The 9,748-nt window shown below is 65.0% G+C and carries 8 protein-coding genes and 2 pseudogenes; 1 reads left to right on the top strand and 9 read right to left on the bottom strand.

Annotated features, from left to right (window positions below):
• Positions 1-101: 101 nt before the first annotated feature.
• Both ID132_RS12145 and ID132_RS12140 read right to left on the bottom strand, forming a co-directional pair.
• Entirely contained in the window at positions 102-1,283 is a 1,182-nt protein-coding gene (locus ID132_RS12145) for a Wadjet anti-phage system protein JetD domain-containing protein (protein WP_193128747.1), read from the bottom strand.
• 2 nt (positions 1,284-1,285) lie between these two features.
• Entirely contained in the window at positions 1,286-2,356 is a 1,071-nt protein-coding gene (locus ID132_RS12140) for an SbcC/MukB-like Walker B domain-containing protein (protein WP_193128746.1), read from the bottom strand.
• A 1,403-nt stretch (positions 2,357-3,759) separates the two neighbouring features.
• On the opposite strand from ID132_RS12140, the gene ID132_RS14195 reads away from it, so the two are divergent.
• The gene (locus ID132_RS14195) at positions 3,760-4,386 is read left to right on the top strand and encodes a hypothetical protein (protein WP_235988556.1); all 627 of its coding nucleotides are present in this window, start codon (positions 3,760-3,762) and stop codon (positions 4,384-4,386) included.
• A 33-nt stretch (positions 4,387-4,419) separates the two neighbouring features.
• On the opposite strand, the pseudogene ID132_RS15390 reads toward ID132_RS14195, so the two are convergent.
• The 7 genes and pseudogenes from ID132_RS15390 to ID132_RS15380 form a co-directional block, all read right to left on the bottom strand.
• Positions 4,420-4,599: pseudogene (locus tag ID132_RS15390) on the bottom strand (ATP-binding protein); the annotation flags it as partial.
• Positions 4,596-5,228: a DUF4194 domain-containing protein gene (locus tag ID132_RS12130; protein ID WP_125106356.1), complete on the bottom strand. Its 633-nt coding sequence runs from the start codon at positions 5,226-5,228 to the stop codon at positions 4,596-4,598. The gene ID132_RS12130 and the pseudogene ID132_RS15390, both read right to left, overlap by 4 nt.
• A complete protein-coding gene (locus ID132_RS12125) occupies positions 5,225-6,679 on the bottom strand; it encodes a DUF3375 domain-containing protein (protein ID WP_125106355.1) in 1,455 nt (484 codons plus the stop codon). Before ID132_RS12125 ends, ID132_RS12130 begins: the two co-directional genes overlap by 4 nt.
• Positions 6,680-6,821: 142 nt before the next feature.
• Entirely contained in the window at positions 6,822-7,697 is an 876-nt protein-coding gene (locus ID132_RS12120; protein WP_193128744.1) for an ABC transporter permease, read from the bottom strand.
• A 10-nt stretch (positions 7,698-7,707) separates the two neighbouring features.
• Positions 7,708-8,634, bottom strand: coding sequence for an ABC transporter permease (locus tag ID132_RS12115; RefSeq protein WP_125106353.1), 927 nt, complete (start codon positions 8,632-8,634; stop codon positions 7,708-7,710).
• 1 nt (position 8,635) lies between these two features.
• Positions 8,636-9,028 carry a TOBE domain-containing protein gene (locus ID132_RS15385; RefSeq protein WP_413229380.1) on the bottom strand — a complete coding sequence of 131 codons (393 nt, stop codon included), beginning with the start codon at positions 9,026-9,028 and terminating at the stop codon, positions 8,636-8,638.
• 295 nt (positions 9,029-9,323) lie between these two features.
• Positions 9,324-9,734, bottom strand: a pseudogene (locus ID132_RS15380) (ABC transporter ATP-binding protein); the annotation flags it as partial.
• Between the last annotated feature and the right edge of the window lie 14 nt (positions 9,735-9,748).

The following is a 9,748-nucleotide window of genomic DNA, read 5'->3' as shown; positions in this document are numbered from 1 at the left end:
GATGTCACCTACTCGTGCAGCCGACCCATTATTCTACTTGGTTTGTTCATTGCTGCAGCCACAAACCTTGTTTCGAAACGGAGCAGTTAACTAGTGGAGGACTATTGGTTCAGTCTGCTCGCGGATGCGGATGCGGAGGCTTGGGATAGGGCGAAGAGGGCAGCCGACCAGGGGATGCGTTCCTGCTCGAGGCGGGTGTCGTCCTCTGAACGCAAGAGGTCGAGTGCGAGCTGCTCCCCGGCGGTGAGCGACGCGAACAGCCCGCGATGCGGCCTGGATTCCTTGACCCAGAGGTCGCGGTGCGCGAGCAGCGTCGCTTCATCCATCAGGGTTGAAGTCACGTCGGGCAGGTGCGTCCGCAAGCGATGCAGAATCGCGAATCCGTGCGAGTCGAGATCGCCCCAATAAATGACCCGAGACTCCCGAACCCAGGCAATCTGCTCGAGGAGGTTCACCGCGTAGCCGGCACCATGTATCGCAATGGCCCCGGGCCAGGGCGGCATGGCGAGCACCGACTCGACGTTCTCGAACACGAATGTCACCCGCGGCCGATAGGCGCGGGCATCAAGCTCGGATGCGGGCGCCGCGAAGTCGAGGATCTCGCCTGGCGCGAGGGTCGGGTCGAGCACGCGCACTCGGATAAGCGCGTCTGAGTCCACAATGCCCGGCTCACGACTCGTCAGCGCAGCCAAGAACTCGGTGACGAGTCCGCGATGTGCACCGAACCACTTCGTGTCGATGCCACGGATCGGCAGTTGCCGGGGCCGCAATCTGGCCACATCGTTCGTCGCCAGCCACTCGACCACGTCGAGCAACGTGCCAAAGTCCCCCTCGGCGAGGGCAAGAATCATGGCCGCGCGGCTCCGAACTACCGCCGCGAGCTCTGGCGCACGAACAAACCGTTCGGCCACCGCATCCGCCCGGTCGCGCAGCACGCCCCACTCACGTTTCGCGGCTCCACCCGCGAATGCCGCGACACCATCAGGGCTCGAGAAGACAGCTCGAACCGGCACATGTTGTTTGCCGATGCTCTTCCACGTGCGGCTTCCCCATTCAATCCGAATGCCGGAGTTCGGCGGCGCGTCGGCCAAGCCACGCCAGCTTCGCGCCCACGACTCGGCAGCATGCTCGTCGGCGCGCATCTCGCGCTCGGTCGGCGGATGCAGGGCAATGGTCCACTCGAAAGCTTGGTCCGTCGGTGCGATCCGCTCGGCCGCCCAACCACTCCTGCTCGACCGAACCCGTTTCGTCGCCAACTCGCGGGCCTCCGTAATCAAACGCATCGCTAGCGCCGCTCCCATGTCACGTCTGCGAATTCGGACTTGCGTCGGGTCGGGTTTTCCACCACGGTCACGCCACCGATGTAGGGCTCAAGCGTCTGCAAGAGCTTGTGCGGGGTTGCGAGCACGAGGTGGAACCCGAACTCGGTAAACACGTCGAGCGCCATCCGGGTGAACCGAGCATCCGCCTTATCGAAAGCCTCGTCGAGGACGACCGTGCCGTACTTGGTGTGGGCATCGTCAGCGTCGGCGAGCTGGTACCGAAGCGCCGCCGCCAAGCAGAACACGGCCAACTTCTGCTGCTGACCGCCCGACAGCGCGCCAGCCGAGTCGAAAGTGGCGTGGACGCGTTCGTCCTCGTCAATCTCGTCCGCGAGAAACGTGACGTGCAGCCTCGTGTCGAGACATTGGTTCTTCCACTGGCGATCGACGTGATCGCTCGACTCGAGCCGACGCATGATCCGGGCCAACGTGCGGAACCGTGTCTCGGCCGTCTCGGCATCGTCGTCCTCCCAGCCTCCCTCGGCAATGGCCCGGAGATCGTCGAGGAATTCCTTGGCGGCGCTCGGCCGGTTCGTCTTGACCCGGATGCTCAGGAATCGGTCACGATCGAACGGCGACTTCCGCAGCGACGAGTTGACGGGCGCGATGCGGTCCCGGACCTCGTCCGGCGCCGCGAGAATCTCGGAGCGCAGGTCACCGACCATGTCGCGGGAGCGCTCGCGCAGGAGCTTGAGGAAGCGCGATTCGTGGTCGGGTAGCCGGTGCGCGGCGATTGTCCCGAGTAATTCGAGGTAGCCCTGGCGGTCCTCAACTGCCGGGGCGAGGTCGGCGGCAGCCGCGGGCCAGCGTCCCTTGAACTCGGTGGCCAGGTTCACGAGATGGCCGGACGACTGCGCAGCGTCGCGGTTCGCCGCATCCAGTTCACGGCGCAGAGCGTTGGCGACTTCCGCGCCGATGTCGCCGATATTGCTGCGAGTGATCAGGCGCTGTGATGCACGGAAACGCCGCTCAAGCTCGTCCATCACATGTTCGCTGAGTGACGGTGCACCGCTTGACACGAACTGCGCATCCATGTCATCGATCTCTCGCGTGAGTTCTCGCTGCTGCCGTTGCCGATCGCTGAGCTCGANCGAAGTTGCTCGAGCTGTTCGTCCGCGGTTGCCACAACGTTGCGGGCCGCTGTTACCGCAGCGACGGCAGCACTCGCATCGCTGTTGGTGCGGGTCAGGGCGTCGAGTTGTTGCTCAAGGTTGCGCAGCGACGATTCGGCGCTCCCTCGGTCGAGGTCACGCCAGTCCTGGCTTCGAATCGCAGCGACGGTTGCGTTCTGCACCATGGCCTGAGTCTTGGCGGCTTCGGCGCGGTCGACGATCGCCTCGGCTGCTTTAACCTCAGCTTCGGCCCGATGGAGGTGTGTGATCAGTGCTTCATGTTTGGCTTCGCGGTCGCCGAGAACCCAATACCGCTGGTCGGAAATGTCGTGCCGGTCGTCTTTCTCGTAACGGGTCGCCGATTGCTTGAGCTGGCCCTCCTTGGTGATTGCGCGCGCATGGCGATCGAAATCATCCGGGCTGTCGACACAGGCGTAGTCGAACCTCGTAGAGAGCACGCCGGCAAGCCACGCAGCATATGGATGCTCGGCGACAGCGACGCGGTTGACGAGCGACACGTCGCTAGCAGCGGGCTGCGGTGGGGCCGGCTCACCGACCACCTCGAACCGCAGCCGGCCCGGAATCCGGTGGGCGTTAACCCAGCGACGGACTTCCGCAAGGTGATGCTCGGGCACCAACATCGTGAGGGCGATCGAGCGAAGGACCCGCTCGATCGCGCCGGTCCACTCCGCGTATTCCTGCCGCACTTCGATGAGTTCCGCGGTGAACGGCAGCGCGCCCGGGGACGCCCCGATCGCGCGCTCGATCTGCGCTCGAATCTCGAGCAGCGCTGCGGGGACGCTCGTACCACTGCGCCGCAACGTCTCGATTTCGGCGCCAACCTGCGCCAGATTGCGCTTAGCGTCGGCGAGCAGTTGCTGTTGTACGTAGCTTGCACCGACCGGCAACGAGCCATTGGCCCGTTGATCAAGCTGGGCCAATAGCTCGGCGAATTCGGCCGCAGTTTCCGGCGCGTGGTTGATTCCGACTTTCGCGAGTTGCGTTGATAGGTTCTGCCACCGTTTCGCGGTGCGATCGACGTCCTCGCGGGCGGCATCAATCCTGAGGCGAAGCTGGTCGACTCCGCTGCCGGTCAATTGCTGCTCTCGCTGTCTCGCAACATCGAGGGCCTCCCGTGCTTGTTTCACGTGGCGGCTCGCGTGCTCGATGCCGGGGATCAGTGCCTGGATGTCCTCATCGACCCGAACCAGCTCCGCTTGCGCCAGGTCGCGCCGTCGGCCGCGCTGGTAGGGGAGCACCGCATCCGCGAGTTCATTCGCCGACCGGGCTGCGTCGAGGGCGGCGTCGTAGGCCTCGGATTGGACTTGAAGCTGCTCGAGGTGGTCACGCTGCATCCGCAGCTGCACCACGTGTTCGTGCGCGTCGTTGAGCTCCCCGAACTGTTCGGTCGCGTTGTCGGCGATGTCGAAGGTCCGCGGCCGATCGAGCATGTAGTCACGGAACAGCTGATCGAGGCTGTCGAGACTCTTGGCCGACTGCGTCTTGTGCAGCAGCTGCAATGCGCTGTCGTTCGCGATACCGAAGATCTTGCGCATCCGGGCGTAGAACGCGCGATGCGAGCCGGTAGTCGTGACCAACGCATCCGGCCACTGCGCCTGGATCTTGCGCGTCTCGAGCCCCTTGGCGGCGAAGGGCTCGAGCTCGCGGAGATCCAACGGCGACCGTTCGATCATGAATATGCTCGCGAGATCGGCGGATTGGGTGCTCGTGCCCTTGGCAAAGAAGAGGCGAACCAGCGTCGTGGGGTCGTCGACGCCGTTGTCGTACCGCAGCAAAATCCCACCCCAGGTGGCACGCTGCCGGAGGTACTGGCTCACCACGCGGTCTTCGTACTCGTCGCTGGCCCGGTTCCATGCGCCACGAACGTAGCTCATCAAATTTCGGCGGTCGTCGCGTGTCGTCGCGCCCTGCGCGGCGGTGTTGAACCGTAGCCAGTGGTCGGGTGTGAGGACGGCGGAGATGGCGTCCAGCAGGGATGACTTACCCGAGCCGGAGGGCCCGGTGATGAGGTGACCCTCCCGGGCTATCGGGATCCGGTAAATGGCCCCATCGAACGTGCCCCAGTTGGCGAGCTGGACTTCTGCGAGCCGCCATTGCCCCGCGGGGCCGATGTGGCGTGCGGGCGCGGCCGGTGCGTGCGTCATTCGGCGGTGTCCTGTTCACTTGGCTCGAGGTTGCGGTAGATGGCGGTGAGTTCGCGCACGCGGTCGGCGTCGATGAGGAATTTCACGACAGGAGAGATCTCGACGCGGTCATCAGCCGCCTTGTGCAGGATCCGGTAGCGGTCTTTCATGTGTCCCCAAGCGCTATTGAGATTGCGCTCAAAGGTCACCTCGTCACCGTTGCGGTAGACCTGCATCTGCTCGTAGACCTCCTCCTTTCCGACAATTACTCGTTGCTCGCCGCCGCTCGCGAGCAGAATTTGCCGCAGTGTGAGGAGCATCGCGGTGTCGAGGAAGGTGAGGGGCTCGTTGCGAAGTGCGGTCGGCACATCGAGCTCGTCCGTGTGCACCTTCTGCACAAAGGCGAATTCGTCGTCCCGGTCGATGACAAGCTCGAGGAAGAGATCATGCAGGCGCGAGCGGATTGCCGCCTCATCGGCGAGGAGCGCCGTCCAGAGGTTTGAGTGCGTGGTTCCCGACAGGTAGGGGCCCTTCAGCAGGTGCAGCAGCGTTCTCCGGGACGTCTCGTGAAGTGTGCCGGTGTCATTGCGCCACAGGGCTGCTTCGTTTCGACCACCGGGCTCTGCCTGGCCGTGTTCGGTCGCGTTCACGCAATTACCTCCTTGGAGAAGAGATGCCGCATTACGTTGGCCCTGCGTTCAACGCCGTCTCGGCCCCGCCATCGCAATTCGTCCTGGTCGTCGGTCACTTCACCCTGAATCGCCGCAAGCGACAGCAAGCCGATGACGCTTGCAACGCCCTGCGTCGCCGGATGCGCGGTCAAGATCTCCGCGACCGTCACCGGTTTGCCGTGCTCGAGCGCGTGATTCACGTGGCCCGCGAGCTCGGTGAAGTCGATTTCGGTCTCTCGCGCGATTTCCGCGAGTCGCGCGAAGTCGGTCTCACCCGAGATTGCGTCATCGAGCGTCGCGCTGACCTCGAAGTCGCTGGGGTCGTGGGGCACGATCGCGCCGACGCTGCGGAGTTGCATCGACGTGAGGTCGAGGTCGACCCCGATTCGAGCGTATGGCTTCACGCTGCCGCGCGATTCGGCTGCCGCGCCGAGCGCACCCTGGAGCAGACGACGCAACTCGCGGTCGCGCTGAAAGTCTTGCGAGCGCACGTAGCGGCGAAGACCGCGGGCAAACTCGGTGAGTGACTGGTTCACCTCGCGGTTGCCCTGCTTCATGGTGCGCATCAGGTGGCGAAGCGCGCGGCGGGTATCGGGCGTGAGTGAGGCCGCGAAATCGCGGTCGAGGATCGCCGCGACATCAGCGTCGAACGCGGCGGATCGCTCCGGGTCGCGGATAAGTGCGGAGAATGCGGCGAATGTGCGTCCCTCATCCGACGAATCAATGAGGTCGACGCCGCGAAACACGTCATCCAGCACGGAGCCGACCGAATTGTCCGAATTGAGCAAGCTCGACCGGAGCTCGTGATTCAGCTCCTCGAATCTCGTGCGCACGCGTGCGAAGTCTGCGGGCAGGTTCTGCGCCTGCAGGAGCACTTCAGTGACGCGCTCGGTTGCGCGCGCGGCGTCGATCACGTCGATATCGCCGCTGCGGATGCGGGCGATCTGCGTGTCAATGGCGTCGCGCTGCCGTTCGAGGGCCTCGAGCCGTCGCGTTTGATTCGGGTCGGTGTCGATCGCCAGGGTGTGCAACGTAGTGGCGAGCGTCATGAGCCGCGACTCGGTGAGGGTGGACTGCGGCTCTTGAAGCTGATCAAGGATGCGTAGCGCGTCGAATCCCGCGGCCGAAAGTTCGTAGGTTTCGCCTCGAGCTGCCGACGCGGGCCGTCGAATGAGGATGCCTGCGTTGCGCCACTCGTCGCAATACGACTTCCCGTTGCCAGATCCGAGGGAGAAGTGGTCGCGGAGGTCCTCGAGATCGGCATCGAGACGTTCGTGGAGCTCGTCGGTGGCGATCCGTTCGCCCGGGCCACCGAGGTGCGTGCCAAGCACCGCGGCGATGATCGGGAGGTGCTCCTTGCGCAGCATCCCGAGTGTGGTGTTTTCGGCAATCAGTCGTCGCAGCTCTAGCGCCCGTGCGATCGATGTCATGCATCCCATCTTGCCGTGCCCCACCGACATCCCCGCGCCCACCGCATCTCCAGGANGGTCAGTTTTTGTAGTTCTGAGACCGTCAGAAGTACAGAAACTGACTACTCAGCTTTTATTTCGCGGCGGTCAACCGGTTTCGCGGTTAGTGGCGGGATGCGAGGGCTCGCGTTGTCGGGGCCGGCTCGGCCGCCGCGGCACGCAGGCGGCGCTTGCGCAGCCACGGCACAACCTGGCCGATCACGACGACGAGCACCGCGATGAGGAACATCGCCGAGCCGATGACGTTCGCCTCGGCCGGGATGCCGCGGGCCGCCGCGACGTACACGAACTTCGGGAACGTCTCGACCGTGCCCGAGTTGAAGTTCGTAATGATGAAGTCGTCGAAGCTCATGGCGAACGACAGCAGGCCGGCGGCGAGGATGCCGGGGATGAGCTGCGGCAGCGTGACCCGAAGGAATACCTGGGCGGGGGAGCCGTAGAGGTCTCGCCCGGCCTCTTCAATCGCCGGATTCAACGTGGCGATGCGCGCCCGGATCGTGACGATCACGAACGACATACAGAACACCGAGTGGGCAATCACGATCGTCCAGAAGCCGAGCTCGAGGCCGACGTTGAGGAAGAACGCAAGCAGGGATGCGCCGAGCACGACGTCGGGAGTCGTGAGCGGCAGATAGATAAGAAAGCCCATCGAGTCGCGGAACTTGAAGGCGAAGCGGTCGAGCCCGTAGGCGAGCAGCGTGCCGAGTACGAGCGCGATGAGCGTTGCCACGAGGCCGATCTGGATCGACACCCCGACCGACTGACACACGCCAGGCGCGCCACACGGATTCGCCCAGTTTTCGAAGGTGAACCCGCGCCAGGTGAGGTTCGTGCGCGCCGGCTCGTTGAACGAGAACACGAAGATGTACGCGATCGGCAGCAGCAGGTAGAGGAAAGCGAGCCCGCCAAGCACGGGGATCGCCCAGCGTCCGAGCGAGGCGCCGATCTTCGCGCCGCGGCCTTGAGTTGCGATAGCCATTGCGGGTCTCCTAGACGAGGTCTCGAGTGCCGAATCGGCGCACGTAGATCGACACGAGGATCAGGATCGAGAGCATGAGGATGAACGACAGCGCGGCCGCGCCGGGATAGTCGAGCACCCGCATGAACCGCGACTCGATGACCTGACCGATCATCGTCGTATTTCGGTTGTTGCCGAGGATGGCTGCGCTGACGTAGTCGCCAGCCGCGGGAATGAAGGTGAGCAGCGTGCCAGCGAGAACTCCCGGCACCGACAGCGGGAACGTGACCTTGCGGAACACCGTCATGTCGTTTGCGTAGAGGTCGCGGCCCGCCTCGAGGAGCCGGCCGTCGAGCGCCTGCAGGTTCGCGAAGATCGGCAGCACCATGAACGGCAAGAAGTTGTAGGTGAGGCCGGCGACCACGGCGAAACTCGTGGCGGTGAGCGTCGCGTCGGCCGGCATGAGGTGCAACGTTTTCAACGTTTGCACGACGAACCCCTCGTCCGCGAGCACCTGGCGCCACGCCTGCGTGCGCAGCACGAACGACGTGAAGAACGGCGCGATCAGCAGCACGAGGAGCAGTCCCTGGAGGAACCCGTGGCCGCGCAACCGCACCGCGATGAGGTACGCCATCGGGTAGCCGATGACGAGGCAGAGCACCGTTGCGATGAGCGCGAAGCCGAACGAGCGCAGCAGCTCGGGCCAGTAGTCGCCGAGCACGATGGCGTAGTTGCCGAACTCGAGCGCCGGCGCGTACTGGCCGATGTCGGCCCCCGGTGGCTTCACGTAGAGCGACGTCGCGAGCAGCGTAAACACCGGCACGACGAAGAAGATGAGCAGGAACAGGAGGCCCGGCGTGACGAGGCCGTAGCCCGCGCGTGAGCGGCGCCCCCTCGGCACGCCGCCGCCCGATTTCACCGCGATGGCGGTGGTGGCGTCAGAGTCGGTGCTGGCCATGTCACGATTCCTCGCCCGCGTCGACGTCGTCGGCGCCGTCGAGTCCGAACGCGTGCTCGGGGTGCCACGACAGCGTCACCGCGTCGCCCGGCTGGAGGATCGCCGCGCCGCGGTTCTGCGCGAACACTGCGAAGTCGCCAAGCCCGGGCACCTCAACGTGATACTCGTTCGACATGCCCGCGAAGGCGGTGTCTGTGACGATGCCGGCGAGTTCGTTCTCGGCAGTCGCCGCGTCGCCGGGGGTCGAGGCGCGAATATCGAGCTTCTCGGGACGCACGCCCACCAGTACGTCGCCCGACTCGGACACCGCGCGGGCCGCCGCGAGCAGCACGCGGTGCCCCGCCGCATCCACTTCGAGAAACTCGCCGCGGCGGCCAACGACGGTGCCGGGCATGAGGTTCGAGCGACCGAGGAAGTTCGCGACGAATGCCGTGCGCGGCANGGTCGTAGAGCTCCTGCGGCGGGCCGAGCTGCTCGATGCGACCTGCGTTCATGACCGCGACGGTGTCGGCCATCGACATCGCCTCTTCCTGGTCGTGCGTCACGTGCACGAAGGTGAGGCCGACGTCGGTCTGGATGCGCTTGAGTTCGGTCTGCATCTGCCGACGCAGCTTCATGTCGAGTGCGCCGAGTGGCTCGTCGAGGAGCAGGATCTCTGGCTTGTTCACGAGCGCCCGCGCGAGGGCGACGCGCTGCTGCTGTCCACCCGAGAGCTGCGTCGGCTTGCGGCTCGCGAGGTGCTCAAGTTCGACGAGTTCGAGGAACTCCTGCGCGCGCGCCTTCCAGTCGCCGACGCGGCGTCGCTTCAGGCCGAACGCGACGTTCTCGAACACACTCATGTGTGGGAACAGCGCGTACGACTGGAACACCGTGTTGACCGGCCGCTTGTGGGCCGGGAGCTGCGTGATGTCAGTGCCGCCGATGCGAATCGAACCCGCGCTCGGCGCATCCAAGCCCGCGACCATCCGCAGGGTGGTGGTCTTGCCACATCCGGATGGCCCGAGCAGGGCAAAGAACTGCCCGGCGGGGATATTCAGGTCGAGCGGGTGCACGGCGGTGAACTCGCCATAGTGCTTAGCCAGGCCTTCGAGCTCGAGCATGGAGCCGCCCGAGC

It is taken from the genome of Gulosibacter sediminis (assembly GCF_014904065.1).
Lineage (GTDB): Bacteria > Actinomycetota > Actinomycetes > Actinomycetales > Microbacteriaceae > Gulosibacter > Gulosibacter sediminis.
The sequence above is the reverse complement of the archived record's forward strand: the minus strand, read 5'-3'. Positions and strand labels throughout refer to the sequence as shown.

Coding starts and splice junctions, on each gene's coding strand:
- ID132_RS12145 (WP_193128747.1), bottom strand. CDS start 1,283: ATGCGTTTGATTACGGAGGCCCGCGAGTTGGCGACGAAACGGGTTCGG.
- ID132_RS12140 (WP_193128746.1), bottom strand. CDS start 2,356: ATGGATGCGCAGTTCGTGTCAAGCGGTGCACCGTCACTCAGCGAACAT.
- ID132_RS12125 (WP_125106355.1), bottom strand. CDS start 6,679: ATGACATCGATCGCACGGGCGCTAGAGCTGCGACGACTGATTGCCGAA.
- ID132_RS12120 (WP_193128744.1), bottom strand. CDS start 7,697: ATGGCTATCGCAACTCAAGGCCGCGGCGCGAAGATCGGCGCCTCGCTC.
- ID132_RS12115 (WP_125106353.1), bottom strand. CDS start 8,634: ATGGCCAGCACCGACTCTGACGCCACCACCGCCATCGCGGTGAAATCG.
- ID132_RS15385 (WP_413229380.1), bottom strand. CDS start 9,028: ATGCCCGGCACCGTCGTTGGCCGCCGCGGCGAGTTTCTCGAAGTGGAT.